Here is a 24,683-nt window from a genome sequence, read left to right on the forward strand (position 1 = left end):
GCCCCGGCGCCCCCCCCGCCCCCGCCGCGCCACCGGGACCGCCGCCGCCCACCGCGGTGCCGCCGTCGCCGGACGGGTCGGTGACGCTGTCGGCGGCCAAAGCCGCGGCCCTGCAGGACATCCAGGCCGCCATCGGCGCCGCGAAAGACGCCCAGAAGAAGGGCGATTTCGCCGCCTACGGCGCGGCGCTGCAGCGCCTCGACGACGCGATCAACAAGTACAACGCCACCAAATAGCTTTGCCCCCTTTTTTTGCCGCGAGCGTGCGTGTTTGTACGGCGACACGCCGTGAACGACGGCATTCTGCGCACGCTCGCGGGACAGGGGTAGGCGCCGGCGCCACCTACCCCTGCAGCCGCCGCGCCACCTCGCCGTAGCGCTCGAAGCGCTCGCCCTGCGCCCCCTGCGCGTTGTACAGCACCAGGCGCGTCGCGACCCCCGCGTACTTCTCGCTCAGCGCGCCGGCCAACCCGTCCCACGTCGACTCGGTGGCAAACGCGGCGATGTGCTCGTCGGTGATCTGGGCCGCCATGCCGGCGAAGTCGCCGGCCTTCTGCCGCTCCCGGATGCGGGCCGTCGTGCCCTCGAATCCCGCCTCGTCCCAGATGAACGCGTAATTGGGCGTGCTGCCGTAGAAGGACATGCTGGCGCGCACCGACTCACGCTCGCTGGCGCGCTCCTCGTCGGTGTCGCCGACGATCGTCATCACCGGCACGATCATGGCGATGTCCGACGGGGAGCGCCCGGCCTTCGCGGCCCCCTCGGCGACATTGGGCACGACGTGACGGGCCAGGTAGCCCGGCTCGCCGAGCGGGTGGACGTGCACGCCGTCGGTGACCTCACCGGCCATCCGCAGCATCCACGGATTCACCGCTGCCACATCGACTTTCGGGTCGGGCGCGTCGATCGGTCCGGCGCTCCACTGCGGGGTGATGAAGTCCAGGTCGTAGAACTCGCCGTGGTGCTCGAGCTTGCCCGTCCGGAACGCGGCGAAGCACGACTTGACGGCGCGCACGTAGTCGCGCAGCCGTGGCCCCGGCCGCTCGAACGCCACCCCGTAGCGCCGCACCACGTGGGTGCGCACCTGCGTGCCGAGGCCGAGCCGGAACCTCCCGCCGGTCGACTCCTGCAGCTCCCAGGCGGTGGCGGCCGTGACGAAGGGGCTGCGCGGGAAGGCCACCGCAACCCCGGTGGACAGCTCGAGGCCCGGTGCGGCCTGCGAGGCGACGGCGGCGCTGAGGTACGGCGTGCGCCCGGTCTCGGTCAACAGCATCCCGGCAAACCCGGCGGCCTGGGTTCGACGGGCCAAATCACCGATCTTGTCCAGCGATTGCGGGACCGTCATCACGTCGATGTGCATGGCGGAACAGTATGCCGGAACGTTTCAGCCCCGCGCCGCCGTGCGGAACCTCTCCCGGTAGGCCTTCGGCGACAGGCCGAGATGCTCGACGAAGACCCGCCGGAGGCTTTCGGTGCTACCGAACCCCGCCAGGCGCGCACTGTCGGCGACGCTGCGGCCGGCGTCCAGTGCCGCACGTGCCGCGTCGATGCGCACCATCTCGACGTAGCGGGCGGGTGTCGTGCCGAGTTGTGACTGGAACAGCCGGGTCAGCTGCCGGGTGCTCAACGACGCCCGGGCGGCAAGGGTTTTCACGTCGTGGTTGGCCGCCGGGTCGGCCGAGATCGCGGTGGTGACCTTGCGCAGCGGCGACTGCGGCGGCGGATCGGCCTCGACCAGCACCGAGAACTGCGACTGGCCGCCCGCGCGCTTGAGGTAGACGACCAGCCACCGGGCCACCTCCCGGACCAGGTCCGCGCCGTGGTCCATTTCGACGAGCGCCAGGGCCAGGTCGATGCCCGACGACACCCCCGCGGAGGTGAAGACCTCACCGTCGCGGACGAAGATCGCGTCCGGCTCGACGGTGACGTCGGGGAAGGCCCGGGTGAACAACCGCACGTCATGCCAGTGCGTGGTGGCGCGCCGGCCGTTGAGCAGGCCGGCCTGCGCCAGGACGAATGAGCCCGTGCAGATCGAGGCCAGCCGCCGGGTGCGGCCGGCGACCGACTTGACCGCGTCGACGAGCTCGGGATCGATCCCCCGCCGCGGCAGGTGGTCGCTGCCCGCGACCAGGATGGTGTCGGCGGATTCGATCGACGAGATCGCGTCGGTGACACCCAGCCGGGTCCCGATGGACGTGGTGACGTCGTGACCGTCCACCGACGCGATCTTGAGCCGGTAATCGGCGCCGAACCGGTTGGCCTCCGCGAAGACCTCGCCGGCTCCCGCGACGTCCAACATCGTCACGTCGTCGAAGACGACGATCACCATCACGCGCGACTGCCCACCGGTTTCAGCCACGCACACATTGTGTCGCAATCCATGGGAAAGACGGCTGAAACGACGTCGTCGGGCGGCCGCGCGGTGCCGCAGGATGGGCCTGGACAAAAAGGAGCGATCATGGCCGTTCAATCCGTCGAAACCATTGCCGGCATCGTCATACCCGACACCGCACTGGTCCGGGCGGCGACCGAGTTCATTCGCGGCGCCGAGGACGACGTGCTCTTCCACCACTCCCGGCGCGTGTTCCTGTTCGGCGCGCTGCACGGGCGCCGCCTCGGCCTGGCTCCGGACCCGGAACTGCTGTACGTCGGCGCGATGTTCCACGACCTCGGCCTCACCGCGCGCTACGGCACCTCGACGCAGCGCTTCGAGATGGACGGCGCCGACGCCGCGCGCGAGTTCCTGCTGGCACACGGCGTCGACCGCTGCGGCGCGGACAACGTGTGGCTCGGCATCGCCCTGCACACCACGCCTGAGGTCACCGGACGCCTCAGCCCCGAAACCGCCTTGCTCGCAGCCGGTGTCAAGACCGACGTGGTCGGCGTCGGCCGCGACGACCTGGACCCGGAAGCGGTCGGCGCGGTGACCGCCGCCCACCCGCGTCCCGACTTCAAGAACCGCATCCTGGCGGCCTTCAACGACGGGATGAAGCACCGTCCGGCCACCACCTTCGGCACGATGAACGCCGACGTGCTGGCGCATTTCGACCCCGCCTTCACGCCGGCGAACCTCGTCGACAGCATCGTCAACAGCAGTTGGCCCGAATAGCGGAAGGAGTGGACAAATGGAGATCCACGAGGCGTTGTACACCACCAGGATGATGCGGCGGCTGCGGCCGGACCCGGTTCCGCTGGACGTGCAGGCGCGCATCCTCGATGCGGCCGTCCGCGCGCCCAACGGCGGCAACACCCAACGGTGGCACTTCGTGGCCGTTGACGATCCCGAACTCATCCGCGAGTTCGCCCAGCTGTTCCGGCAGGCCCGCGCGCTCGAATACGACAAGTTCCGGACCGGCCAGGGGCCGATGGTGACACCGGCGCCCGGGGCGGATGCGGCCGCGCACGCCGGGACGATGCGCCGCATCAAGGGTTCGGGGGACTACCTGGCCGACCATTTCGAAGAGGTTCCCCTGTTGCTCTTCGTCTTCGCCATCGACGACCTCGGCGGCGCCAACATCTACCCGGCGATCTGGAGCGTTTTGCTCGCCGCCCGCGCCGAAGGTGTCGGGGGCGTCATGACGATGGTGCTCAACAATTATCGGGATAGGGTGAACGAGCTGCTGGGGGTGCCCGTCGAGGAAGGCTGGCAGATGTCGGCGATGCTGACCCTTGGCTACCCGCGGGGAAGGTGGGGTGTGGCCGCCAATCGCCGTCCCGTGCATGAGGTTTCGTCCCGCAACCGCTGGGATGCGCCGTTCGGTGTCGAGGTGCCGCGACCGCTGTGGTCGCCTCAGGACGAGACGGCCGGCCTGGTCGCCGTGGGATGACAGGAGACGAGATCATGGCCATCCAGACGCCGGAAACCATCGCCGACATCGCGATACCCGACACCGACCTGGTGCGCGAGATCACCGAATACATCCGCGCCGCCGAGGACGACCTGCTGTTCGACCATTCGCGCCGGGTCTTTCTGTTCGGCGCGCTGCAGGCCCGGCGCCGGGGGCTGCAGCCGGACCTGGAGCTGCTCTACGCCGGGGCGATGTTCCACGACCTGGGTCTCACCGAGCCCTACCGCGGCTCCGCCCTGCGCTTCGAGGTCGACGGCGCCAACGCGGCGCGAGAGTTCCTGCTGCGGCACGGCGTCGATGAGGCCGACGCCGACAAGGTGTGGCTGAGCATCGCCCTGCACACCACGCCCGGCGTGCCCGAGTTCCTGGCGCCCGAGATCGCCTGCGTCACCGCGGGTGTGGAGACCGACGTGCTGGGCATCGGCCGCGACGACCTGTCCCCGGAAGCTCTTGCGGCGGTCACCGCCGCCCACCCGCGACCGGATTTCAAGCGGCGGATCCTGGCGGCGTTCAACGACGGGATGAAGCACCGTCCGGACAGCACCTTCGGCACGGTGAACGCCGACGTGCTGGCGCACTTCGACCCCACGTTCGTCCGCGCCGACTTCGTCGACATCATCATGAAGAACACCTGGCCCGAATAGCGGGCACTGTGAGGAGGTAGTCCCCATGGATCAAGCCGCGAATCACATCGGGGTCACCGTTGTGCAGCCGGGCGAGGGGGACTACGTGGCCCTGCCCGGCTTCGGCGCGGTGTTCAAGCTGTCCGGCAAGACCAACGGGGGCGAGGTCTCCATCGTCGAGCACCCGTTCGAGGTTGGCCTGCTCACCGCGGCGCACCGGCATACCCGCGAGGACGAGCACTCGATCGTCTTGGCGGGCGAGATCGGTTTCCGTTCGGACGACAGCGAAGTGGTCCTCGGTCCGGGTGGCTACATCACCAAGCCGCGCGGGCAGATGCACGCGATGTGGAACGCCGGCAGCGAGCCCGGCCGCATCATCGAGGTCATCACCCCCGGCGGATTCGAGAACTACTTCCGCGAGCTCGGTGAGCTGCTCATGGAGCACGCGGGCGACCCGGTCGGCAAGGCCCTGCACGAGCTGCCCGAATTCGGCGCGCTGGCCGACAAATACGGGCTGACCTACGGGTCACCGGACTGGATGGACGACATCGCGCGGCGATACGGGCTGGACCCGCCCTCACACTGAGGGGAACCGCGGCGCCCACGGTTCGGCCGCGACGCCCGCGACGCCGATGAGGTAGGCGATGGTGTGATACCAGCCGGCCGTAACCGTCAGCTCCAGGATCTGTCGGTCGTCGAAGTCGGCCCGCAGGTCGTCGAACAGGTCATCAAAGATGGCGCTGGTGTGGTGCAGATCGTCGGCGAGCCGGATGACGTTGCGCTGCTGGGCATCCCAGCAGGCGTCGTCGGGTCCGCCGTGCACCGTGGAAAACAGCTGCTCGTCGGTCAAGCCGAGCGGTCTACCGAAGGCGGCGGCGTGCACACCCCATTCGTACTCGGCGCCACACAGGGCGCAGGTGCGGGCGATCAGCACCTCGCGCGTCCGCGGCGCCACCGTGCGGCTGCCCAGGATGCCTGCGCCCAGCGGGCGCATGCGCGCCGCGAGCTCGTCGTGCACGGCCAAGGTGCGGAACAACGCCAACGGTGGCACTTCGGACCCGGGTGGCATCCACTTGGCAAGCAGCCGCTCGGTATCGGGTTCGTAGGGCGGCTCCAGCGGAGCGATCCGTACTCGACGCGACACACCCACCTCCGTGCTCTGATTATCGAAGCACCACCATAGCGCTCTGCAAATCAGAGCGCAAGCCGGCCCGGGGAGTTACGCTGCTGCTGTGCCCGAGAGCTCGAAAGAACCGATCATGGCCCTGCTGGACCTGCTCGGACGGCGGTGGGCGATGCGAGTCATCTGGGAATTGCGCGCCGACGAGCTGACGTTTCGCCAACTGCAGCAACGCTGTAGCGGTGTGTCGGCGAGCGCGCTCAACAGCCGGCTGCACGAGCTGCGCGAGGCGGGCATCCTCGGCAAAGGGGCCAACGGCTATCGGCTCTCCGAGGAGGGCCGCAGCTTGTTGGCGGCCTATGAACCGCTGGGCAGGTGGGCCAAGCGGTGGGCCCGGCGCCAGGCCGGTGCGTCCCGCGGCAGCTAGCCGGCCGCCTCCTTGTCGAATTCCGAGGCGATGTCGCGGGCGACCCTCTTGAGCAGGGGGGTGACCTCCGTCGCGGATTTCAGCGTGACCCGGGCCGCGGGACCCGAGATCGAGATCGCCGTCAGCGACGGCGCGTCGGGCACCGGCACGGCGAAGCACCGCACGCCCACTTCCTGCTCGCCCTCGTCGACGGCGTAGCCGCGCGACCGGCACAGCTCGATGTCGGAGAGCAGCGCCTCGGGGGTCGTGTGCGAGTTCTCGGTCGAGGCGGGCATCCCCGTCCGCGACACCAGGGCGCGCACCGCGTCGTTGGGCAGCTGCATCAGCAGCGCCTTGCCGACGCCCGTGCAATGGGGGTAGACGCGGCGGCCGACCTCGGTGAACATCCGCATCGAATGGGGCGAGGGCACCTGCGCGACGTAGACGGCCATGTCGTTGTCCATCAGCGCCATGTTCGCCGTCTCGCCGGTGCGCTCCACCAGCTCGAGCAGATGCGGCCGCGACCACGTCCCGACGAGGTGCGCCGCGCTCTCGCCCAGGCGGATCAGCTTGGGCCCCAACGAGTAATGCCGGTTGGGCAGCTGCCGCAGGTAACCCATGCCCAACAGGGTGCGGGCCAGGCGGTGGATCGTCGGCGCCGGCAGGTCGGCGCGGGCCGCGAGCTCGGCCAGCGCGCCCGTCCCGCCCATCGTGGCCAGGATCTCCAGCAGCTCGAACGCCCGCTCAACCGACTGAACACCGCCCGTACGTGGGGTCTCGCGAGCCATCACCGCTTCCGATCCAGCCCCGAGGGCCCGTCATCCCGCCTGCGCTTTTTCGTATCACGAAATCGACGCCGGCAGCAAGCAGCCCGCCGCTCAGTCGGAGGGCGCCGTCGCGAGCTCGTTGTACTCGGTGACGTTGTCGATCTCGGTGCCCATCGCGATGTTGGTGACCCGTTCCAGGAAGACCTCGACCACGACGGGTACCTTGTGTTCGCGCGCCAGTTCTTGCGCGCGGTTCAGCGCCGGGCCGATCTCGGACGGCGCGGTGACCTGAATGGCCTTGCAGCCCAGTCCTTCCACGACGCTGCGGTGGTCGACGCCGTATCCCTTGGGCAGCTCGGTGTCACCGGACTCCTGGGCGTTGATGTTGTCGAAGGCCAGCGAGACGCAGTAGTCCATGTCGAAGTTCAGCTGGGCCTGGCGGATCAGCCCGAGGTAGGAGTTGTTCACCACGACATGGACGTAGGGCAGGTTGAATTGGGCGCCGACGGCGAGCTCTTCGATGAGGAATTGGAAGTCGTAGTCGCCCGACAGGCCGACCACCGTGGCGGTGGGGTCGGCGGTGACCACGCCCAGGGCGGCCGGCACCGTCCATCCGAGCGGCCCGGCCTGGCCGCAGTTGATCCAATGGCGGGGCTTGAATACGTTCAGAAACTGGCCGCCGGCGATCTGCGAGAGCCCGATCGCGGTGACGTAGCGGACGTTGCGGCCGAAGGCGCGGTTCATCTCCTCGTAGACGCGTTGCGGCTTGATCGGCACGTCGTCGAAGTGGGTCTTGCGGTGCAGGGTCTGTTTGCGGTGCCGGCAGGCGCGGACCCAGTCGGTCCAGTCCGGCAGCGTGCCGGCCGCCGCCCGCGCCGTCGCGAGGGCCACCAGCAGCTCCAGCGCGGCCCGGGCGTCGGAGACGATGCCGAGGTCCGGCGCGAACACGCGGCCGATCTGGGTGGGCTCGATGTCGATGTGCACGAAGCGACGGCCGCGGCGGTAGGTGTCGAGCCCGCCGGTATGGCGGTTGGCCCAACGGTTTCCGATCCCGAGCACGAAATCGGATTCGAGCAGGGTGGCGTTGCCGTAGCGGTGCGCCGTCTGCAGCCCGACCATCCCGGCGGCCAGCGGATGGTCGTCGGGAATCGAGCCCCAGCCCATCAGCGTGGGCACCACGGGGACGTTGAGCACCTCCGCGAGCTCGACCAGCAGCTCGCAGGCGTCGGCGTTGATGATCCCCCCGCCCGCCACGATGAGCGGGCGCTGCGCCGTCTGCAGCATGTCGAGCGCCTTGTTGATCTGCGCGGGGCCGGCGGCGGGCTTGTAGACCGGCAGCGGGGCGTAAGTCGTTGGGTCGAAGTCGATTTCGGCCAGCTGGACGTCGATGGGCAGGTCGATCAGCACCGGGCCCGGGCGTCCCGAGCGCATCAGGTGGAACGCCTGGGCGAACGCGCCGGGCACCTGCCCGGGTTCCAGCACCGTCATCGCCATCTTCGTCACCGGCGCCGCGATCGCCGCGATGTCGACGGCCTGGAAGTCCTCCTTGTGCAGCCTGTTCACCGGCGCCTGCCCGGTGATCGCCAGGATCGGAATGGAATCCGCGCTGGCCGAATACAACCCGGTGATCATGTCGGTGCCCGCCGGCCCGGAGGTGCCGACGCACACGCCGATGTTGCCGGCCGCGGCCCGGGTGTACCCCTCGGCCATGTGGCTGGCGGCCTCGACGTGGCGGGCCAGGACGTGCCGGATGCCGCCGTGGGCGTGCATCGCCGAGTAGAACGGGTTGATCGCGGCACCCGGCAGGCCGAACGCCTGTGTGGCGCCCTCGATCTGAAGAATCCTGACGGCCGCGTCGACCGTGCGCATCCGCGTCATCGCGCTAGCTTTCCCCGCGTCCCGACAACCGCTCGACGCCCAGCAGCAGGCCCGAGTGATCGAGGGCGCCGTCGCCGTTGGCGAGCGCGGACGCCATCAGTTGGGCCACGACCGCGCCCAACGGGATGACGACGTCGGCCTCGCGGGCGGCGCTGGTCACGATGCCCAGGTCCTTGTGGTGCAACTCGATCCGGAATCCCGGGTCGAAGTTGCGGGCCAACATCTTCGCGGCCTTCTGATCCAGCACCGCCGAGCCGGCCAGGCCGCCGCCCAGCACGGTGACCGCCGCGTCGAGGTCCACCCCGTAGGCCCGCAGAAACGTGATCGCCTCGGCGAGCAGTTCGATGTTGCCCGCCACGATCAGTTGGTTGGCGGCCTTGACGGTCTGACCCGCCCCGTTGGGGCCGACGTGGACGATCGTCGTGCCGACCGCAGCCAAAATCGGCTTGGCGGCGGCGAAATCGTCCGCGGTGCCCCCGACCATGATCGACAGCGACGCGTTCTTGGCGCCGGCCTCACCGCCGGATACCGGGGCGTCGATCATGCGCAACCCACGTCTCCTCGCCTCCTCCGCCAGTTCCCTGGTGACGTCGGGGCGGATCGAGGAGAAGTCGATCACCAGGGTGTCGGGCTGGGCGTGCGCGAACACCCCGCCGTCCGAGGCCAACACGGCCTGCACGTCGGGGGAGTCCGGCACCATCACGGCCACCACGTCGGCGTCCTTGACCGCCGCCTCGATCGACTCCGCCGCGACCCCGCCCGCCTCGACCAGCGCGGCGGTGCGTTGCGGCGAACGGTTGTAGCCGACGACGGTGTGGCCGGCCCGGGCCAGGTGGCATGCCATGGGGCCGCCCATGATGCCCAACCCGATGAACGCGATGGTGCTCATTGACTCCTCGTTTCCACAAGTGCCGCAAGGGATTCGATATTGACGCCGGCACGACCCCGATCCGCTTCGGGCAACCAGTCGAACGTGTCGGGGCGGCTGGGCTTGTACTCCAGGCCGATGTAGCCGTCATACCCGCGGTCGAGCAGGATCGCGAGATAGCTGGCGAGCACGATCTCGCCGGTGCCCGGCTCGCCGCGACCCGGGGCGTCGGCGATCTGGACGTGGCCGATCCGGTCGGCGTGCGCGCGCAGCGCGGCGGCCACGTCGTCACCGTTGACGTACAGGTGGTAAAGATCGGCCAGCACCCGCAGGTTTTCGTACCCTGAGCGGCTGCGCACCCGGTCGATCACCGCGACGGCATCCGCCGCCGTCCTGATCGGGTAACGCGGTGCGCCGCTGACCGGCTCGATGAGCAGCGTGGCGCCGATGCGTTGCGCGGCCTGAGCCGCGTACGCGAGGTTTTCGGCGGCCGCGTCGTCCTGGGCCGCCGGCGCCAGGCCCTCGATGCGGTTGCCGTAGAGCGCGTTAAAGGCCCGGGTGCCCAGCGTTTTCGCGATGTCGACGGCAACCTCGACGCTGTCCCGGAACGCGGCCACCGATCCCGGATCGGACACAATGCCCCGGTCGCCGGCGGGCATGTCACCGGCCGCGAAGTTCAACCCGCTCAACTGAACCCCGGCGTTCCGGATGGCGCGCACGAACGCGTCGACGTCGCCCTCCGGCGGCGCCGGTTCGGCGAACGGCCACCAAAACTCGACCGCGTCGAAGCCCGCCGCCCGGGCGGCGTCCGGCCGCTTCAGCAGGGGCAGGTCGGTGAACAGGATCGAGCAGTTCACCGCGTAGGTCGCAGAGGTCACGGGATTCCTTCCGCAATACGAAATAATGTAGCCGAATTACGGAATCAGTGAAGGCCCTCCCCGCGCGAATTGTCAACCGCCGCATCCGCAAATTTTGCGTGAAGCCTGTTCAGGGACCGCGTAGTTCGCCCAAACCGCTACTGACAACACGGGTTTCCTTTGACAGCGAAACGTGAGCCATGCCACCGTGACTCAAGCGAAATAACAATTCCAATATACGAAATGGAATCGCCCATGACGGCACTCGACGAACGTGACCTCGTCACCAGCATCCCGAACCTGCTCGTGCTCACCGACCCGGACGTGACCGAGGGCTATCGACAGGACCGCGCCAAGGATCCCGACGCCGGGCGCCCGTTGGCGGTGGTGCGGGCCCGCGGCACCGACGACGTTCGGGCCGTGCTGCGCTGGGCCAGCGCGGCCGGGGTACCGGTGGTGCCGCGCGGCGCGGGCTCCGGCTTGTCGGGCGGCGCCACGGCGGTCGACGGGGGCGTCGTGCTGACCACCGAGCTGATGCGCGGCATCGACGTCGACCCGGTGACGCGCACCGCGGTGGTGCAGCCGGGGCTGACCAACGCCGAGGTCAAACGGGCGGTCGCCGAGCACGGTCTGTGGTATCCCCCCGACCCGTCGTCGTTCGAGTTCTGTTCCATCGGCGGCAACGCCGCCACCAACGCGGGCGGCCTGTGCTGCGTCAAGTACGGCGTCACAACGGATTACATCCTCGGTCTGGAAGTGGTCCTGGCCGATGGGACGGTGGTGCGCCTCGGGGGGCCGCGCCTCAAGGACTCGGCCGGGCTGTCGCTGACCAAGCTGTTCGTGGGCAGCGAGGGGACGCTCGGCGTCATCACCGAGCTGACCCTGCGGCTGCTGCCGCCGCAGCCGCCCGCCAGCACCGTGGTGGCCTCCTTTTCCTCGGTGCGCGACGCCACCGACGCGGTCTGCAGCATCACCCGGGTCATGCGGCCCGCGATGCTCGAGTTCATGGACCACACGGCGATCGCCGCGGTCGAAAGCCACCTCAAGATGGGCCTCGATCTCGGCGCCCGCGCGATGCTCATCGCCCAGTCCGACTCGCCCGGCGACCGGGAGAGCGAAATGACCTTCATCGCACAGGCTTTCACGCACGCCAACGCCACCGACGTGTTCGCCACCGACGACCCGGATGAGGGCGAGGCTTTCACCGCCGCGCGACGGTTCGCCATCCCGGCCGTCGAGCGCCTCGGCGACCTGCTGCTCGAGGACGTCGGCGTGCCGCTGCCGGCGCTGCCCGCGCTCGTGGAAGGGATCGAGGCCATCGCCATGCAACGCGACATCGTCTGCGCGGTCATCGCGCACGCCGGTGACGGCAACACCCACCCGCTGATCGTGCACGACCCCGCCGATCCCGACCAGTCGCGCCGCGCGCACCTCGCGTTCGGCGAAATCATGCACCTGGCAATCGAACTCGGCGGCACCATCACCGGTGAGCACGGCGTGGGCCGGCTCAAGAAGGCCTGGCTGCCGGATCAGGTGGGACCCGACGTGATGGAGCTGACCCGCCGCATCAAGCGGGCCCTCGATCCGCAGAACATCCTCAACCCGGGGGCGGTGCTCTAGATGTTCCAGCCGGACTACACCCCCGTCGCCCATTCCCTCGGCTGGAGCGCCGCCGTCGCGGCGGTGCCGTTGGTCATCATGTTCGTCCTGCTCGGCGGGCTTCGGGTGCGCGCGCCCATCGCCGCCGCCGTCGGCGTCGGCACGGCGGCGCTGATCGCGTGGGGGGTCTATCACATGCCCGTCGCGCAGGTCGCCGACTCGGCGGTGCTCGGGTTCGCCTACGGGATGTTTCCCATTATGTGGTTGGTACTCAACGCGATCTGGATCTACAACCTGACCGTCCAGACCGGCCATCGCGACGTGCTGTGCCGGTCCATGGCGTCGATCTCCCCGGACCAGCGGATCCAGGCCGTCATCGTCGCGTTCTGCTTCGGCGCGCTCATCGAGGGCCTGGCCGGCTTCGGCACCCCGGTGGCCATCACGTCGCTGATGCTGGTCGCGCTGCGGTTCTCGCCGCTGAAGGCCGCCGCCGTGGCGCTGGTGGCCAACACCGCCCCGGTGGCGTTCGCCTCCCTGGGCATCCCGATCGTCGCGCTGTCCGGGGTCACCGGGCTGCCCCTGGACACGCTGGGCGCCATGGTCGGTCGGCAAACCCCGATCCTGGCCTGCATCGTCCCGTTCATCCTGATCTTCATGGTCGACGGCCGCGCCGGCCTCAAACACGCCTGGCCGGCGGCCGCGATGGGTGGCGGCGTCTACGCGATCGTCCAATTCCTGTGCTCGAACTTCTTTTCCGTCGAGCTCACCGACATCGCCGGGTCGATCATCAGCGCCGGTTCCATCGTGTTGCTGCTTCGGGTCTGGCGCCCGAAGGCGCCACTGGTGGGCGCGACGGAGGAGGTCGCGCTCACGCACGAAACCCCAAGCGCCGCAGCGCCGGTGGGCCGTCCGGATGGCGCGGTGCTGACCGCCCACGCGGCGAGCGGGGTGCGCGACGAGGTGGCCGACTCCCGCAGGGACGTGCTGCTGGCCTACGCGCCGTACGTGATGGTCACCGCGATCTTCTCGCTGTCGATGTGGAAGCCGTTCACCGCGCTGCTCAAGCACGGCGGCACCAGCTTCGCCTGGCCCGGCCTGCACGTCGCCAACGCGGCGCACAAGGCGTCCCCGCTGATGATCTACAAGCTCGACTTCCTGTCTGCCGCAGGCACATTGCTGCTCGTCAGCGGGCTGCTCACCATGGTCGTGCTGCGCACGTCGGTCGGCCAGGCGGCACGGGCCTACGCGCAGGCGGCGATCCAATTGCGCGGCGCCGCAATCACCGTCGGCCTGGTGCTGGCGCTCGCCTACCTGCTGAACCTGTCCGGCGAAACCACCACGCTGGGCCTGTGGATCGCCGGCGCCGGCGGCCTGCTCGGCATCGTCGCCCCGATCATCGGCTGGCTCGGGGTCACCGTCACCGGCTCGGACACCTCCTCGAACTCGCTGTTCGGGGTGCTGCAGGTCAGCGCCGCGCACGCCGCCGGCCTCAGCCCGACCCTGCTGGCGGCGGCGAACTCGTCCGGCGGCGTGATCGGCAAGATGCTCTCGCCGCAGAGCCTGGTCATCGCCACCGCCGCGGTGGAGATGAAGGGCAAGGAAGGCGACCTGTTCCGCAAGGTGTTCAAGTGGAGCCTGTTCCTACTGGCCCTGATGTGTGTCCTGGTGTACCTGCAGAGCACCTCGTGGCTCGGCTGGATGGTCGTGTGATGGGCGGCCACATCGTCCTGGCGCCCGACAAGTTCAAGGGATCGTTGCGCGCAGACGAGGCCGCGCGGGCGATGGCGCAGGGCGTGTGGCGGGCCGATCCGAACGCGACCACCGTCGCCTGTCCCGTCGCCGACGGCGGGGAGGGGACCCGGGATGCGGTGCTGGCCGCCGGGTTTCAGCGCATGCCCGCCTACGTCACGGGACCAACGGGTGCGCGGGTGCACACCGCCTACGCGCGGAGGGGCGCGCGCGCGGTCATCGAGCTGGCCGACGTCTGCGGTGCCCCGCGGCTACCCGCGGCGTCGCCCGCGCCGATGACGGCCACCACCTACGGGCTGGGCAGCGTGATCGGCCTCGCGCTCGACGACGGCTGCCGCGACATCGTCGTCACCGTCGGCGGCAGCGCGAGCACGGATGGGGGCGCCGGCATGCTCGTCGCGCTCGGCGCCGAAATCCTTGACCGCCACGGCGACCCGATCCCGCCCGGTGGTTGCGGCCTGGCGCACGCCGCGCACCTCGACCTGAGCGGGTTGCATCCCGCCATCGGGGAGAGCGCCTTCACGCTGGCCGCCGACGTGGACAGCCCGCTGTGCGGACCGCACGGCGCCGCGATCGTCTACGGGCCCCAGAAGGGCGCCCACGGCGACCAGGTCGCGGCCCTCGACCGCGCCCTGTCCCGGTGGGCGGATCTCGTCGACCGGGCGACCCACACCGACTGCCGCAACCAACCGGGCGCCGGCGCCGCGGGCGGCGTGGGATTCGCGGCGCTGTCCGTGCTGGGCGCGCGCATGCGGCCCGGCATCGACATGATCCTCGAACTCATCGGGCTCGACCGAAACCTGGCCGGCGCCAAGGTGGTGGTGACCGGCGAGGGGTCCCTCGACGTGCAATCGCTGCGCGGCAAGGCGCCCGTCGGCGTGTCCCGGTGCGCTCACAAGCACGGCGTGCCGACCTTCGCCATCGCCGGGGTGTCCACCCTCACCAGCGCCCAGGCCCGCTCGGCCGGCTTCGCCGCGGTGCGCACCCTGACCGAGCTCGAGCCCGATCCGCGGCGCTGCACACAGGACGCCGCCAACCTGCTCGCGCGGGTCACCGAAGCGCTGATCCGTGAATCCACGCCGCGCCAGGGAGGAAACCATGACTGAGACCTACTACGACGACCGCACGGTGCTGCACTGGTACGACTTCGTGTGCCCCTTCTCCTACCTCGCGCAGCACCGGACCGCGATCCTCGTCGAGGCCGGGTTCGACGTCGTGCTGCTGCCGTTTCAAGCGCACCCGGGCATGCCGACCGGTGGCCTGCCGATGCGGTTCGGCCACGGGCCCAGGCACGCCATGATCGAGCGCCAAGCCCGCGCGGTGGCGATGCCGCTGCGCTGGCCGAGGCGGATACCGCACAGCCGAAGGGCTTTGGCGGCCGCGGAGTGGACGCGGCTCAACGAGCCCGACGCGTTCGGTGAACTGCACCGGCGGCTGTTCGACGCGCACTTCGTTTTCGGCGAGGACATCGACGACCAGGCGGTGATCGACCGGCACGCCCTTGTGGCCGGCGTCGACGTGGGCCGGCTGCACGCCGCCCTGGCCGACGGCGGCGCGGCGATGTCCGTCGGGCAGGCCGAGTGGGTGGCGCGGCACCGCGGCGTCGACGGCACACCGGCCTGGCTGATCGACGGGCGGCTGGTGGTGGGCCTGCAGCCCGTGGGCGACTTCCGCTGCCTCGGCGCACTGACCGCGCGCGTGCGCCGCTGAGAACGAGCTGGTCAGGCAGCGATTTGGCCGCCGCGACGTGCGTTCGGTAACCTGTCATTTACCAACGCGGGGTGGAGCAGCTCGGTAGCTCGCTGGGCTCATAACCCAGAGGTCGCAGGTTCGAATCCTGTCCCCGCTACCAGCGGAAATGGCTCCCGGAGGAAACTCCTGGGGCCATTTTTCTGGCGTCGGCGCCCCGCCTTAGCGCGCCCCTTCCCGTCCGCCGGTGAACTCGTCGACGAGCAATTGGACACGGGCCGCGTCGTACTCGGGGCGCAGCCGTCCGGTGCGGCCGAGGGTGGCCAGCCCGTGCAGGGCGGCCCAGAACACCTCGGTGAGCGTGTCGGTGTCCTGGTCGGCGCCGACCATGCCGACCGCTTGATGCAACGCGGCGAAGGCGTCGATCAGCTGGCGCGGTGTGTCCTCGGCGGCGAAGCGCAGGCCGGTCGTACGGGTGAACATGGCGTCGTAGACGGCTGGGTTGTCGCGGGCGAAATCCAGGTAGGCGTTGGCGATTCGGGTCAGGGTGTCTCCGGCGGCGTCGCTGCCGGAGCGGGCGGCCCGGATCACCCCGGCGAGTTCGGCGAACCCGTCGAGGGCGACGGCGTCGGCGATCTGTTCCATGCCGGCGAAGTGCTTGTACAACACCGGCTGGCTGTACTCGATCTCGGTGGACAGCCGCCGGGTGGTCACGGCCTCCCACCCTTCGGCCTCGGCGAGCCGGCGCGCGGTCCCGACGATGAGCTGTCGTCGGGCGGCGCGTTCGCGCTCACGACGATCTTCAATGGCCATGCCTCATCGTATCAAGGCTAGAAAAGCTAGCAACGCTATTGACGCACTTCCGCCGAGGGGTTAGCGTTGCTAACACCTACGAGAGGGGAGCTGGGAACATGGCTTTGGACGACATCACCCGCGCCGCGGCGTTGGTCGCGGTGCTGGGAACGGCGGTGGTCTACGGAACCGACGTCTTCTGCGCGATGGTGCTGCGACCGGCGTTGGCGCTGGTCGACGACGGCGCCTTGGTCGCGGTGACGGGGCACGTGCATCGCTACGGCGACCGGCGCATGCCGGTGCCGGGGGTGCTCGGGGTCGTCGCCGCCGCGGTGACGACGGTGCTGGCCGCGGTCGGCGCGCACTGGGCGCAGGCCATCCCGGCGGGCGCCGCCCTGGCCCTTCTGCTGATCTGGCTGGCGCTCTACACGCAGGTGAGCGCGCCCATCAATCGGCAACTGACCGCGGCCGCCGAAGCCGGACGGCCACTGCCGAACGGGCGCGTGCTGCAAGCGAAGTGGGACTCGATCATCAACGCTCGCGCGATGCTGCAGGGCCTGGCCGTGGCGGCCCTCTGCGCGGTGCTGTGGAGCCGATCTTAACCCAATCTCATTGCAACAAGACAGATTTCGATGTTTCAGCTCAGGACCTACACCCTGCGATCGCCGGAAGCATTGAGGCGGTACGCGGTCGTGCACTGGGCGCGGCACCTGGCCACGTTCGAGACGTTCGGGGTCACCACGCACGGCGTGTGGACCGAGCTCGGGGGCGACGCGAACCGACTCGTCGCGCTGATCGGCTACCCGGAGGGCGCCGACCCCGACCAACTCACGCGGCACATCGTGGCCAGCCCGGAATTCGCCGCGGACATGGCCGGCTTCGACGTCGCCGACATCGTCGACGTCCGGACGACATTGCTTGATCCGACGGCTTTTTCGCCGATTCAGTAACCACACCCAGAAGGGCTCGAGATGACCATCACCGCCACCACCGGCTACGTCCTCGCCGGAATCCTCGCCGCGGCCATCATCTTCATCGGCGCGCGCTTCCTCGTCGCGCCGCGCGTCGCCGCCGCCGGCTACGGCGTGCTGCCCGATCTGGACCGGCCGGGTGCGGGCGCCTACCTGAGCGTCAAGGGCATCCGCGACATCGCCACCGGGCTGCTCGTCCTCATCCTGATGATCGCGGGCGCCACCCACCTGGTGGGCTGCGTGATGCTGGCCGCCACCATCATCCCGATCGCCGACGCCGCCATCGTGCTGCGCAACGGCGGCTCCAGGTCGGTCGCCTGGGGCGTCCACGGCGGGACCGCCGCCGTCATGCTCGTCACGACCGCGCTCCTGCTCGTGTGACCACGATCTCCCAACACCCGGGAATTGCTTCGACATCGAAGCGAGTTGCACGGCGCGTAACCGCTTCGAAGTCGAAGCAACCGAGACCGAGGAGGGACACCATGAAGGCAGTGCGGTACCACGAGTACGGCGACAGCGACGTGCTGCGGTACGAGGAGGCCCCGCGACCGGTGCCGGGCCCGGGGCAGGTGCTGGTCAAGGTGGCCGCCACCTCGTTCAACCCGGTGGACGCCGGCATCCGCGGCGGCTACCTGGCCGAGGTGTACACGATCAGCTTCCCGCACATTCCCGGCGTCGACGTGGCGGGGACCATCGCCGAGTTCGGCGAGGGCGTCACGGGCTGGAACGTCGGCGACGCCGTCGTGGCGTTTCTGGCGCTCGACGCCGACGGTGCCGCCGCCCAGTACGCGCTGGTGCCGGCCGAATTGCTGGCCGCCGCACCGACGACGGTGCCGCTGGCCGACGCGGCGGCGCTGCCGGAGGCCGCGTTGACCGCGTGGCAGGCGCTGTTCGAGATCGCCGGACTCACCGCCGGCCAATCGGTTCTGATCAACGGCGCCTCGGGCGCGGTCGGCGGCTACGCGATTCAGTTGGCCAAGCAGGCCGGCGCCGTGGTCACCGCGACCGCCAAGGCGCGCGACGCCGACCGGCTGCGTGGCTTGGGTGCCGACCGCATCGTCGACTACGTCGACGACGCCCACTCGCCGATCGACGTCGAGGGTGCGCCGTTCGACGCGGTGCTCAACCTGGTCAGCACCACCGACGAGCAGACCGAGGCCCTCATCGGCGTGGTCGCCGACGGCGGATTCCATGTCGGCACCATGGTTTTCGGGCCCGACAATCCGGGGCGGGGAGTCCGCACGCAGCGGATCTTCGTCCGCAGCGACGCCAGCCAGCTCGCCGGGCTGGTCCGTCGCGTCGACGAGGGGCAGCTGCGCATCGAGGTCGCCGACCGCCGCCCGCTGGAGCAGGCCGCGGACGTGCACGCCGCCTCCGACGCCGGGCGCCTGCACGGCAAGACCATCCTCGTCCCCGCCGGTCAGTAACGCACTGCCACAACCACACTGAGGTGGGGCCGTCGCCGGGACGGCCCCACCCGAAAGGAAACAGCCCATGGACAAGCTCGCACTCGTCACCGGCGCCACCTCGGGAATCGGCCGGGCGTACGCCGAACGCCTCGCCGCCGAAGGCCATGACCTGATCATTGTGGGCAGGCGTGCGGAGCGGTTGGCGGAGTTCGCCGGCGCCCACCCGGGCGTGACGGTCCGAGCCGAGGTCGCGGACCTTGCGAACGGCGATGACGTCGACCGGGTCGCCGAGATCTGCGCGTCCGAGCCGCTGACGATGCTGGTGAACAACGCCGGGGTCGCCCACTACATGCCGTTGGCCGAGCTCCCGGCGGGCAAGGCCGCCGAACTGGTGAACGTGAAAGTCCTTGCGCCCACGATGCTTACCCGCGCCGCGGTCCCCGGAATGCTGGAGCGCGGCACGGGCGCGATCGTCAACATGGCGGGCATGATCGCCTTCAGCGGTCCCGCCCCGCACTCCCAGCTGCCCCGCCGCGCCGTCTACGGGGGCACCCTGGCCTACCTCGTCGCGATGTCGCAGACCCTCGGCGCCGAGCTCGAAGGGACCGGGGTCGCCGTGCAGGTGGTGTGCCCCGGGGTGGTGGCGACCGAGTTCCACGAACGTCAGAACATGGACCTCAGCGCGGTGCCCCGGATGAGCGCCGACGACGTCGTCACCGCCAGCCTGCGGGGCCTGCAGCTGGGCGAGACGGTTTGCGCCCCCGGCGTCGAGGACGCCAGCCTCCTGGACGCCGTGTTCCAGGCCGACCTCGCCGCCTTCGGCGCGCAACGCCCGGAACTCGCCACGCGCTATCGCTGAACACTTCGACATCGAAGCACTATTCTCGAGGCGTGGCCAAGGCCCTCAACCCCGTCCAGCTGCGGACCTACTTCGCCTTGATGGAGGCCGTCAGCCTGCTGCAGTACGAGGTGCGCCAGCAGCTCCAGGCCGACGGAAATCTGAGTTACGTGCAATTCGAGATCCTGGCCAAACTCGCCGACGCGCAGCGCCCCCTCACCATGACCGACCTGGCCGACGGCGTCGTGTACAGCCGCTCCGGCCTGACGCATCAGGCCGGACTCTTGGAAACGGAAGGCCTCATCACCCGCGCGGCCTCGCCCGACGACCAGCGCGCCACGGTCGTCACCATCACCAAGAAGGGCCGTGCCCGAGTCGCCAAGGTCTTGCCCGGCCACATCGAGGTGGTGCGCGACCTGCTGTTCGACTCGCTCTCCGAGCGCGACGTACGCACCCTCGGTGAGGTGATGAGCCGCGCCCGCGACCACATGCGTTCCCGGCCGCCCCGCTCCGCCGCTCCGCGCGGTCGCCGCTCCGGCGCCGACTGACGCCACCGATCCCCGACATCGTGGCGGTTGCGCGGGCGGCGGAAATGGGTACCTAACCCAGTAATCGGGCGGCCAAACACAAGTCAGCTTCGGAAGGCGGATCGCATGGCGAGTCAAGAGGAGGGCCGGTGGGACGTCAGCGTCAAAAGCAACGCCGTGTGCCTTGAGCGCATCTCTGACGGTGACAAACAGGTATTCGAGGATCTGTTGGCGCCCCAGGAGGCCCGTGCATTAGCTGGGCTCCTGACGAAGTTCGCCGACAAGGTCGACGAGTCCGATAAGTCCGAGACAACCGACCAGTCCGAGGATTCCGACAAGTCGGAAAACACCGACGAGTCCGAGCATTCCGACGACAAGGACTCCAACGACAAGGACTCCAACGAGAAGGACTCCAACGAGAAGGATTCCGGCGAGAAGGATTCCGACGACAAGGACTCCGACGACTCGGACGACTAGGCCCGGCCGCCGCTGCTACGTGCAGCCGCTCACATGGATCCGCCGGCCCACCCCGGCGCAGACGCTCACGTTCGGCGGCGGAAAGTCCTGCGGCAGCGGCGCATAGTCGCCCGGCGGCGGCGCGTAGGTGTCGACCGTGTCGGCCACGTTCGTGCATCCGCTCACCGAAACGCGCCGGCCGACGCTCGCGCAGACGTCGGCGTTGGCCACACCGGAGGGCTGCACGACGGCGTACATTTCGGGGATCGCCGTGAGAGCCAACGTCGCGATCCCCGCGACAGCCCACGATCGCACCGACAGATTCATGGTCATCTCCCTTCCCATGCACCGCCTAGGGCGTGGCGCCGGGCTCCCCGGCCAGTGGGGTCCACTGGCAGCGCTGCCGGATGTCGACCAGCGGTTGACGGATGTTCTCCAGGTCGGCCTGCTCTTGCGGGTTGGCGTTGAAGTAATTCTGCACGTCGTCGCGGATCTGGTCCTTGGGACGGTCCTGCAGTCCGGTGTAGAACCCGTTGACGTCCGGGTGCGTGAACAGGTAGGTCGACAGCGACGCCGCGACGCCCGCAGCGACACCGGCCACGTCGGCGGCCGTGCAGTTGGCCGGCCGGGGCAACGTATCGGCCGCGGCGGTCGCGGCGCTCGCACACAAGACCGCGCCTGCTCCGATCGCGCCGACCATCAGCCGGCTTGACAAGCAGAGTGGGAGAAACATGGCGGGCTCCTTCATCCGGTCATCGACCCGACGGCGGCGGTTGCCGCCGTGCGCATACACCATCTTCTGCCAAGCGCGTCGATTCCGGTAGAGGTTTACCAGCGGAAATGGCCTCAGCGCCCGGTGCCCGCCGACAGTGCCGAGCGGCGGGTCGAGGTTTGGCAACGAGCGCTGTCACCGGCCAAAGCCGTTGTCGCGCAGCAATGGCCGCCTTAGTGTGGGCGCACATGCGGACCGCGTTCCATCGGCAACTCGAGGCGCTGACGGCCTCCGTCGCCGACCTGTGCGCGCGGGCCGGCGGTGCGATGCAGCGCGCTACGCACGCGCTGCTGCACGCCGATGGGTCGCTGGCCGGATGCGTGCTCAACGACCACGACAAGATCATGCGTCACGGCGCCCAGGCCCAACGGAAGGCCTTGGCACTGTTGGCGCTTCAGGCCCCGGTGGCCGGTGACCTTCGGGTGGTCGTTGGCGACCTGAAGAACGTCGCCGACGCCCAGCGCATGGGTGTGCTGGCATCGCACGTGGCAGAAATCGCCCGCCGTCGTTACCCCGCGCGCGCCGTGCCCGACGAGGCGATCGATCACTTCACCGAAATGGGCCGCATCGCCGCCGATCTCAGCAACATCGCCGGACACGCCGTGCGGTCCCGCGACCCCGTCGCGGCCGCCCGACTGCGGCGCGACGACGACGCCATGGACGGGTTGCACCGGCAGCTGTTCACCTTGATGATCGACAAGCCGTGGAACCATGGCGTGGCCGCCACCGTCGACGTCACCCTGCTCGGCCGGTACTACGAACGCTTCGCCGACCACGCCGTCGAGATCGGACGTCGCGTCATCTTTCAGGCCCGAGGAGAGCCGATGTCTGTTTCCGGGGTCATCGGGCGGATCGTGGGGTTCGTGCGCGCCGGCTACCCGGAGGGGATACCGGCGACCGACACCTTCCCGTTGCTGGCGCTGCTGCGTCGGCGTCTGGCCGATCGGGAGGTCATGCGGATCGCGGCGGAGCTCGTCGAGCACGGCGACGTGCCCGTGGACGCAACGACTATCCGGGTCATGATCAGCAAGATTACGGACCAGATGCCCGCACCCGCTGAGGTCGAACGCGTCAAGCGGCATCTCGAGATGTGCGGATGGCCGGTGAGCGACGAGTATGGGGCCTAGGGCCGTGAACAGGCGGTCGTAGGACTCTCCGGCGCCATTCGCCTGCCCGCGGCGAACCGGGATGCAGAATGACGTGGTGCTGACCGCGCGGAAGGGCCGCTGACGTGCATGGGTTCGGCTTCCACACGCTGGCGCTGCTGACCGCGGTGGGTTTCGCCGGTCCGCTGCTGGCGTCGCTGCCGCGCCTGCAAATCCCGGTCATCATCGGCGAACTGGCCGCGGGCCTCATCGTCGGCAAGACCGGTTTCGGCGTCGTCGACGACGCCAACCCCACCTTTGGGTTGTTGGCCAACATCGGCTTCGCGCTGGTGATGTTCGTGGTGGGGACCCACGTTCCCGTTCGCGATCCCAAGCTGCGCGCGGCCGCGCCGCGGGCGCTGCTGCGGGCGGTCGTGATCGGCGCCGTCGCGGCGGGGATCGGCGTCGGGCTGGCGGCGGCTTTCCATACGGGCCACGCGGCGCTGTATGCGGTCCTGATGGCCTCCTCGTCGGCGGCGCTGGCCCTGCCGGTGATCGATTCGCTGCGGCTGCGGGGTCCGGATGTGCTGTCGGTGACCGTACAGATCGCCATCGCCGACGCGGCGTGTATTGTGTTGCTGCCGTTGGTGATTGACCTTAAGCGCGCGCCGATCGCTGCGCTCGGTGGGCTCGCGATCGCGGCCTGCGCGCTGGTGCTGTTCGTGGCGCTGCGGGTGGCCGACCGCCGGGGCCTGCGCCGGCGGCTGCACCGGTACTCCGAGGAGCGCCGCTTCGCGCTGGAACTGCGGACGAACCTGGTCGTGCTGTTCACGCTGGCGGCATTGGCCTCCGATACCCACGTGTCGATCATGCTGGCGGGCTTCGCGTTGGGTTTGGTGATCGCGTTGGTCGGCGAACCGCACCGCCTGGCCCGCCAGTTGTTCGGCATCACCGAGGGGTTCTTCAGCCCGCTGTTCTTCGTCTGGCTGGGCGCCTCGCTGCAAGTGCGGGAGTTGGGTTCGCACCCGATACTGATCCTGCTGGGCATCGGGCTGGGGCTGGGCGCCGTCGTGGCGCACTGCGCGGGAAGGTTGCTGGGCCAGCCGCTGACGCTCGCCGTGCTGTCGGCGGGCCAGCTCGGGGTCCCGGTGGCCGCGGCCACCATCGGGACCCAGGAGCACCTGCTCGTGAAGGGCGAAGCGTCGGCGTTGATGTTCGGCGCCCTGGTCACGGTCGCCTGCACCTCCATCGCGGGGGCGCTGGCCGCGCGGCACCAGGCGGGCGTCAAGGCGCCGGAGCCCGCCGCACCCGCGGCCTAGGGATTGGCACAAAGTCCCTTTGCCTAGTGCCGTCGTGCTCTCGTTTCACCGGCCGAGTCTGCGCGATGGTGGAAGACGTGACGACGCTTTACCCGAAGGGAACAACCGCCATGAACGCACGCTTTCCGGACGCCGGCACGGTCCGGACCGTCCTGACACTGGCGTCTCGGGCACCCTCGGTGCACAACACCCAACCGTGGCGGTGGCGCGTCGACGCCGCGAGCCTGCATCTGTACGCCGACCCCGAACGGCAACTGCCCAACACCGACCCGGACGGCCGGGACCTGATTTTGAGCTGCGGCACCGCGTTGCATCACTGCGTCGCAGCGTTCGCGGCCGTCGGGTGGCTGTCCAAGGTGACCCGCTTGCCGAACCCCGACGAGCCCAATCACCTGGCGTCGATCGAATTGTCCCCGTACCCCGCCGACGCGGCCGATATCGCGATCGCCGCGGCGATACCGCGGCGCCGCACCGACCGGCGGCACTACAGTTCCTGGCCGGTGCCGGTCGCCGACATCGCGCTGATGGCCGCGCGGGCGGCCCGCAACGGCGTGACGCTGTGCCAGGTCGAGGACCTCGACAAGCTGCACAAGATCGTCGCCGAATCCGTTGCGGAGCACCTGAACCGCGACTACCTCGCGGAGCTCACCGCGTGGAGCGGGCGCTACGCCTCGGTCGCGGGGGTTCCGGCCCACAGCACGCCGGCATCCGATCCCGCGGCGAAAATACCGGGCCGGTTCTTCGCCGGCCCCACGCTGCCCCAGGCGCCGCACTCGGCGCCCGCCGACGACAGCGCCGTCGTCCTCGCGCTGGGGACGCGGACCGACGACCGGCTGGCGCGGCTGCGCGCCGGTGAGGCCACCAGCGTCGTCCTGTTGACCGCGACGTCGATGGGGTTGGCCAGCTGCCCGGTCACCGAACCGCTGGAGATTCCCGGAACGCGCGAGTTGGTCCGGACCGACATCTTCGGCGGGGGCGATTACCCGCAGATGCTGCTGCGGGTGGGCTGGGCGCCGATCAACGCCGACCCGTTGCCGGCGACGCCGCGGCGCGAACTGTCCGACTTCGTCGAATGGGTGAACGAGTAGCGACGGCAGCGGCGCAGGCGATT

At 69.7% G+C, this 24,683-nt stretch carries 30 protein-coding genes, 1 tRNA gene and 1 pseudogene; 22 read left to right on the forward strand and 10 right to left on the reverse strand.

Going from position 1 to position 24,683, the window contains the following annotated elements:
- Positions 1-236, forward strand: a 236-nt coding sequence (locus A5673_RS16725) for a hypothetical protein (RefSeq protein ID WP_156748311.1), incomplete at its 5' end; no start/stop codon positions are given.
- 106 nt (positions 237-342) lie between these two features.
- On the opposite strand, the gene A5673_RS16730 is transcribed toward A5673_RS16725, so the two are convergent.
- Together A5673_RS16730 and A5673_RS16735 are read right to left on the reverse strand one after the other, a co-directional pair.
- Entirely contained in the window at positions 343-1,359 is a 1,017-nt protein-coding gene (locus tag A5673_RS16730) for a TIGR03617 family F420-dependent LLM class oxidoreductase (protein WP_068234524.1), read from the reverse strand.
- Between the two features lie 24 nt (positions 1,360-1,383).
- Positions 1,384-2,328, reverse strand: a complete 945-nt coding sequence (locus tag A5673_RS16735) for a GlxA family transcriptional regulator (RefSeq protein ID WP_197518406.1) — start codon at positions 2,326-2,328, stop codon at positions 1,384-1,386.
- Positions 2,329-2,457: 129 nt separating this feature from the next.
- Between A5673_RS16735 and A5673_RS16740 the strand changes: the two genes are divergently transcribed.
- The 4 genes from A5673_RS16740 to A5673_RS16755 are packed head-to-tail and all read left to right on the forward strand — an operon-like array spanning position 2,458 to position 5,056.
- Positions 2,458-3,108, forward strand: a complete 651-nt coding sequence (locus A5673_RS16740; RefSeq protein ID WP_068234526.1) for an HD domain-containing protein — start codon at positions 2,458-2,460, stop codon at positions 3,106-3,108.
- Between the two features lie 16 nt (positions 3,109-3,124).
- The gene (locus A5673_RS16745) at positions 3,125-3,826 is read left to right on the forward strand and encodes a nitroreductase family protein (protein WP_068234532.1); all 702 of its coding nucleotides are present in this window, start codon (positions 3,125-3,127) and stop codon (positions 3,824-3,826) included.
- A 14-nt stretch (positions 3,827-3,840) separates the two neighbouring features.
- Positions 3,841-4,491, forward strand: coding sequence for an HD domain-containing protein (locus A5673_RS16750; RefSeq protein ID WP_068234793.1), 651 nt, complete (start codon positions 3,841-3,843; stop codon positions 4,489-4,491).
- A 25-nt stretch (positions 4,492-4,516) separates the two neighbouring features.
- Complete coding sequence (locus A5673_RS16755) at positions 4,517-5,056, forward strand: cupin domain-containing protein (protein WP_068234534.1); 540 nt, start codon at positions 4,517-4,519, stop codon at positions 5,054-5,056.
- On the opposite strand, the gene A5673_RS16760 is transcribed toward A5673_RS16755, so the two are convergent.
- On the reverse strand, positions 5,048-5,614 hold the full coding sequence (locus tag A5673_RS16760; protein ID WP_068234797.1) for a carboxymuconolactone decarboxylase family protein: 567 nt from the start codon (positions 5,612-5,614) through the stop codon (positions 5,048-5,050). The genes A5673_RS16755 and A5673_RS16760 overlap by 9 nt on opposite strands.
- A gap of 88 nt (positions 5,615-5,702) precedes the next feature.
- On the opposite strand from A5673_RS16760, the gene A5673_RS16765 reads away from it, so the two are divergent.
- Entirely contained in the window at positions 5,703-6,017 is a 315-nt protein-coding gene (locus tag A5673_RS16765; RefSeq protein ID WP_231971119.1) for a helix-turn-helix domain-containing protein, read from the forward strand.
- Here A5673_RS16765 and A5673_RS16770 read toward each other — a convergent pair.
- The 4 genes from A5673_RS16770 to A5673_RS16785 all read right to left on the reverse strand — a co-directional run bounded on the left by A5673_RS16770 (position 6,014) and on the right by A5673_RS16785 (position 10,387).
- Complete coding sequence (locus A5673_RS16770; protein ID WP_068234538.1) at positions 6,014-6,784, reverse strand: IclR family transcriptional regulator; 771 nt, start codon at positions 6,782-6,784, stop codon at positions 6,014-6,016. The two genes, A5673_RS16765 and A5673_RS16770, sit on opposite strands and share 4 nt — an antisense overlap.
- Positions 6,785-6,874: 90 nt before the next feature.
- Positions 6,875-8,641, reverse strand: coding sequence for a glyoxylate carboligase (gene gcl / locus A5673_RS16775; RefSeq protein WP_068234541.1), 1,767 nt, complete (start codon positions 8,639-8,641; stop codon positions 6,875-6,877).
- A 4-nt stretch (positions 8,642-8,645) separates the two neighbouring features.
- Positions 8,646-9,530, reverse strand: coding sequence for a 2-hydroxy-3-oxopropionate reductase (locus A5673_RS16780; RefSeq protein WP_068234544.1), 885 nt, complete (start codon positions 9,528-9,530; stop codon positions 8,646-8,648).
- On the reverse strand, positions 9,527-10,387 hold the full coding sequence (locus A5673_RS16785; protein ID WP_068234546.1) for a hydroxypyruvate isomerase family protein: 861 nt from the start codon (positions 10,385-10,387) through the stop codon (positions 9,527-9,529). The genes A5673_RS16780 and A5673_RS16785 overlap by 4 nt, the downstream gene beginning before the upstream one ends.
- 234 nt (positions 10,388-10,621) lie before the next feature.
- On the opposite strand from A5673_RS16785, the gene A5673_RS16790 reads away from it, so the two are divergent.
- The 5 genes from A5673_RS16790 to A5673_RS16810 all read left to right on the forward strand — a co-directional run bounded on the left by A5673_RS16790 (position 10,622) and on the right by A5673_RS16810 (position 15,566).
- A complete protein-coding gene (locus A5673_RS16790) occupies positions 10,622-11,986 on the forward strand; it encodes an FAD-binding oxidoreductase (RefSeq protein ID WP_068234549.1) in 1,365 nt (454 codons plus the stop codon).
- Positions 11,987-13,675, forward strand: coding sequence for an L-lactate permease (locus A5673_RS16795; protein ID WP_068234551.1), 1,689 nt, complete (start codon positions 11,987-11,989; stop codon positions 13,673-13,675).
- Positions 13,675-14,820 carry a glycerate kinase gene (locus A5673_RS16800; protein WP_068234554.1) on the forward strand — a complete coding sequence of 382 codons (1,146 nt, stop codon included), beginning with the start codon at positions 13,675-13,677 and terminating at the stop codon, positions 14,818-14,820. The genes A5673_RS16795 and A5673_RS16800 overlap by 1 nt, the downstream gene beginning before the upstream one ends.
- A complete protein-coding gene (locus A5673_RS16805; RefSeq protein WP_068234557.1) occupies positions 14,813-15,424 on the forward strand; it encodes a DsbA family protein in 612 nt (203 codons plus the stop codon). Before A5673_RS16800 ends, A5673_RS16805 begins: the two co-directional genes overlap by 8 nt.
- Before the next feature lie 65 nt (positions 15,425-15,489).
- Positions 15,490-15,566 (forward strand) — tRNA-Met (locus A5673_RS16810).
- A 59-nt stretch (positions 15,567-15,625) separates the two neighbouring features.
- Here the strand turns inward: A5673_RS16810 and A5673_RS16815 are convergent.
- Complete coding sequence (locus A5673_RS16815) at positions 15,626-16,216, reverse strand: TetR/AcrR family transcriptional regulator (protein WP_068234561.1); 591 nt, start codon at positions 16,214-16,216, stop codon at positions 15,626-15,628.
- Between the two features lie 98 nt (positions 16,217-16,314).
- On the opposite strand from A5673_RS16815, the gene A5673_RS16820 reads away from it, so the two are divergent.
- From A5673_RS16820 to A5673_RS16850, 7 genes are all read left to right on the forward strand, one after another.
- Positions 16,315-16,797 carry a DUF1772 domain-containing protein gene (locus A5673_RS16820; protein ID WP_068234564.1) on the forward strand — a complete coding sequence of 161 codons (483 nt, stop codon included), beginning with the start codon at positions 16,315-16,317 and terminating at the stop codon, positions 16,795-16,797.
- A gap of 30 nt (positions 16,798-16,827) precedes the next feature.
- Positions 16,828-17,145, forward strand: a complete 318-nt coding sequence (locus tag A5673_RS16825; RefSeq protein ID WP_068234567.1) for an NIPSNAP family protein — start codon at positions 16,828-16,830, stop codon at positions 17,143-17,145.
- 21 nt (positions 17,146-17,166) lie between these two features.
- Positions 17,167-17,547, forward strand: a complete 381-nt coding sequence (locus tag A5673_RS16830; protein ID WP_068234570.1) for a DUF4267 domain-containing protein — start codon at positions 17,167-17,169, stop codon at positions 17,545-17,547.
- Between the two features lie 101 nt (positions 17,548-17,648).
- Complete coding sequence (locus tag A5673_RS16835; protein ID WP_068234573.1) at positions 17,649-18,593, forward strand: NADP-dependent oxidoreductase; 945 nt, start codon at positions 17,649-17,651, stop codon at positions 18,591-18,593.
- Between the two features lie 67 nt (positions 18,594-18,660).
- Positions 18,661-19,434 (forward strand): SDR family oxidoreductase, encoded by a 774-nt coding sequence (locus A5673_RS16840; protein ID WP_068234577.1) that lies wholly within the window; start codon positions 18,661-18,663, stop codon positions 19,432-19,434.
- Between the two features lie 32 nt (positions 19,435-19,466).
- Positions 19,467-19,961, forward strand: coding sequence for a MarR family winged helix-turn-helix transcriptional regulator (locus A5673_RS16845; protein WP_068234580.1), 495 nt, complete (start codon positions 19,467-19,469; stop codon positions 19,959-19,961).
- Between the two features lie 105 nt (positions 19,962-20,066).
- Positions 20,067-20,417: a hypothetical protein gene (locus A5673_RS16850; RefSeq protein ID WP_068234583.1), complete on the forward strand. Its 351-nt coding sequence runs from the start codon at positions 20,067-20,069 to the stop codon at positions 20,415-20,417.
- A gap of 15 nt (positions 20,418-20,432) precedes the next feature.
- On the opposite strand, the gene A5673_RS16855 is transcribed toward A5673_RS16850, so the two are convergent.
- Positions 20,433-20,723, reverse strand: a complete 291-nt coding sequence (locus A5673_RS16855; protein ID WP_197518404.1) for a hypothetical protein — start codon at positions 20,721-20,723, stop codon at positions 20,433-20,435.
- Positions 20,724-20,748: 25 nt separating this feature from the next.
- The gene (locus A5673_RS16860; RefSeq protein ID WP_068234803.1) at positions 20,749-21,129 is read right to left on the reverse strand and encodes a heme-binding protein; all 381 of its coding nucleotides are present in this window, start codon (positions 21,127-21,129) and stop codon (positions 20,749-20,751) included.
- Between the two features lie 227 nt (positions 21,130-21,356).
- On the opposite strand from A5673_RS16860, the pseudogene phoU reads away from it, so the two are divergent.
- From phoU to A5673_RS16875, 4 genes and pseudogenes are all read left to right on the forward strand, one after another.
- Positions 21,357-21,989, forward strand: a pseudogene (gene phoU / locus A5673_RS16865) (phosphate signaling complex protein PhoU); the annotation flags it as partial.
- A 3-nt stretch (positions 21,990-21,992) separates the two neighbouring features.
- On the forward strand, positions 21,993-22,295 hold the full coding sequence (locus A5673_RS30075; RefSeq protein WP_231971121.1) for a DUF3349 domain-containing protein: 303 nt from the start codon (positions 21,993-21,995) through the stop codon (positions 22,293-22,295).
- Positions 22,296-22,399: 104 nt separating this feature from the next.
- On the forward strand, positions 22,400-23,572 hold the full coding sequence (locus tag A5673_RS16870) for a cation:proton antiporter (protein WP_068234593.1): 1,173 nt from the start codon (positions 22,400-22,402) through the stop codon (positions 23,570-23,572).
- A gap of 110 nt (positions 23,573-23,682) precedes the next feature.
- Positions 23,683-24,660: an NAD(P)H nitroreductase gene (locus tag A5673_RS16875; protein ID WP_068234805.1), complete on the forward strand. Its 978-nt coding sequence runs from the start codon at positions 23,683-23,685 to the stop codon at positions 24,658-24,660.
- Positions 24,661-24,683 lie beyond the last annotated feature (23 nt).

The organism is Mycobacterium sp. E3198 (genome assembly GCF_001667015.1).
In the GTDB taxonomy this organism is placed as follows: Bacteria; Actinomycetota; Actinomycetes; order Mycobacteriales; family Mycobacteriaceae; genus Mycobacterium.

Bases quoted from the DNA above. Each gene is read 5' to 3' on its own strand.
- A5673_RS16750 (WP_068234793.1), top strand. From the start codon at position 3,841: ATGGCCATCCAGACGCCGGAAACCATCGCCGACATCGCGATACCCGAC.
- A5673_RS16790 (WP_068234549.1), top strand. From the start codon at position 10,622: ATGACGGCACTCGACGAACGTGACCTCGTCACCAGCATCCCGAACCTG.
- A5673_RS16745 (WP_068234532.1), top strand. From the start codon at position 3,125: ATGGAGATCCACGAGGCGTTGTACACCACCAGGATGATGCGGCGGCTG.
- gcl (WP_068234541.1), bottom strand. From the start codon at position 8,641: ATGACGCGGATGCGCACGGTCGACGCGGCCGTCAGGATTCTTCAGATC.
- A5673_RS16830 (WP_068234570.1), top strand. From the start codon at position 17,167: ATGACCATCACCGCCACCACCGGCTACGTCCTCGCCGGAATCCTCGCC.
- A5673_RS16850 (WP_068234583.1), top strand. From the start codon at position 20,067: ATGGCGAGTCAAGAGGAGGGCCGGTGGGACGTCAGCGTCAAAAGCAAC.
- A5673_RS16855 (WP_197518404.1), bottom strand. From the start codon at position 20,723: ATGAATCTGTCGGTGCGATCGTGGGCTGTCGCGGGGATCGCGACGTTG.
- A5673_RS16815 (WP_068234561.1), bottom strand. From the start codon at position 16,216: ATGGCCATTGAAGATCGTCGTGAGCGCGAACGCGCCGCCCGACGACAG.
- A5673_RS16740 (WP_068234526.1), top strand. From the start codon at position 2,458: ATGGCCGTTCAATCCGTCGAAACCATTGCCGGCATCGTCATACCCGAC.
- A5673_RS16770 (WP_068234538.1), bottom strand. From the start codon at position 6,784: ATGGCTCGCGAGACCCCACGTACGGGCGGTGTTCAGTCGGTTGAGCGG.
- A5673_RS16820 (WP_068234564.1), top strand. From the start codon at position 16,315: ATGGCTTTGGACGACATCACCCGCGCCGCGGCGTTGGTCGCGGTGCTG.
- A5673_RS16805 (WP_068234557.1), top strand. From the start codon at position 14,813: ATGACTGAGACCTACTACGACGACCGCACGGTGCTGCACTGGTACGAC.
- A5673_RS16835 (WP_068234573.1), top strand. From the start codon at position 17,649: ATGAAGGCAGTGCGGTACCACGAGTACGGCGACAGCGACGTGCTGCGG.
- A5673_RS16735 (WP_197518406.1), bottom strand. From the start codon at position 2,328: ATGGTGATCGTCGTCTTCGACGACGTGACGATGTTGGACGTCGCGGGA.
- A5673_RS16755 (WP_068234534.1), top strand. From the start codon at position 4,517: ATGGATCAAGCCGCGAATCACATCGGGGTCACCGTTGTGCAGCCGGGC.
- A5673_RS16875 (WP_068234805.1), top strand. From the start codon at position 23,683: ATGAACGCACGCTTTCCGGACGCCGGCACGGTCCGGACCGTCCTGACA.
- A5673_RS16800 (WP_068234554.1), top strand. From the start codon at position 13,675: ATGGGCGGCCACATCGTCCTGGCGCCCGACAAGTTCAAGGGATCGTTG.
- A5673_RS16795 (WP_068234551.1), top strand. From the start codon at position 11,987: ATGTTCCAGCCGGACTACACCCCCGTCGCCCATTCCCTCGGCTGGAGC.
- A5673_RS16730 (WP_068234524.1), bottom strand. From the start codon at position 1,359: ATGCACATCGACGTGATGACGGTCCCGCAATCGCTGGACAAGATCGGT.
- A5673_RS16825 (WP_068234567.1), top strand. From the start codon at position 16,828: ATGTTTCAGCTCAGGACCTACACCCTGCGATCGCCGGAAGCATTGAGG.
- A5673_RS16860 (WP_068234803.1), bottom strand. From the start codon at position 21,129: ATGTTTCTCCCACTCTGCTTGTCAAGCCGGCTGATGGTCGGCGCGATC.
- A5673_RS16780 (WP_068234544.1), bottom strand. From the start codon at position 9,530: ATGAGCACCATCGCGTTCATCGGGTTGGGCATCATGGGCGGCCCCATG.
- A5673_RS16840 (WP_068234577.1), top strand. From the start codon at position 18,661: ATGGACAAGCTCGCACTCGTCACCGGCGCCACCTCGGGAATCGGCCGG.
- A5673_RS30075 (WP_231971121.1), top strand. From the start codon at position 21,993: ATGTCTGTTTCCGGGGTCATCGGGCGGATCGTGGGGTTCGTGCGCGCC.